The 502-nt window shown below is 56.6% G+C and carries 1 protein-coding gene and 1 pseudogene; both read left to right on the plus strand.

What is annotated here, in order from left to right:
* Positions 1-88: 88 nt before the first annotated feature.
* Positions 89-238: pseudogene (gene oprI, locus OKJ99_RS23280) on the plus strand (outer membrane lipoprotei OprI); the annotation flags it as partial.
* The coding region (locus tag OKJ99_RS23285; protein ID WP_326019308.1) for a CoA transferase at positions 219-502 on the plus strand (284 nt) is incomplete at its 3' end. The pseudogene oprI and the gene OKJ99_RS23285, both read left to right, overlap by 20 nt.

Genomic DNA, 502 nt, shown 5'->3' on the forward strand with positions numbered 1-502 from the left:
ACGACAAGTAATGGGTAGTATGTACGCCGGCTATTTCCTCACTCGGAGGAGACAGCCACTTAATAGAAAGTCCTTGAAGGGGAACACGATGAACAACGTTCTGAAATTCTCTGCTCTGGCCCTGGCCGCAGTTCTGGCTACCGGTTGCAGCAGCGCATCGAAAGAAACCGAAGCACGTCTGACCGCTACTGAAGACGCAGCAGCTCGCTCCCAAGCTCGTGCAGACGAAGCTTACCGTCATCGAATTGGGTACCTTGATCGCCGGCCCGTTCGCCTCGCGCATTTGCGCTGAATTCGGTGCCGATGTGGTCAAGGTCGAATCGCCGGACGGCGGCGATCCATTGCGCAAATGGCGCAAGTTGTACGAGGGCACCTCGCTGTGGTGGTTCGTCCAGGCTCGCAATAAAAAATCGCTGACGCTCAACCTCAAGCATCCGGACGGCCTGGCGGTCCTGAAGAAACTGCTCAGTGAAGCGGACATCCTGATCGAGAACTTCCGCCC

Source organism: Streptomyces endophyticus (assembly GCF_035798155.1).
Classification (GTDB): Bacteria; Actinomycetota; Actinomycetes; order Streptomycetales; family Streptomycetaceae; genus Streptomyces; species Streptomyces endophyticus.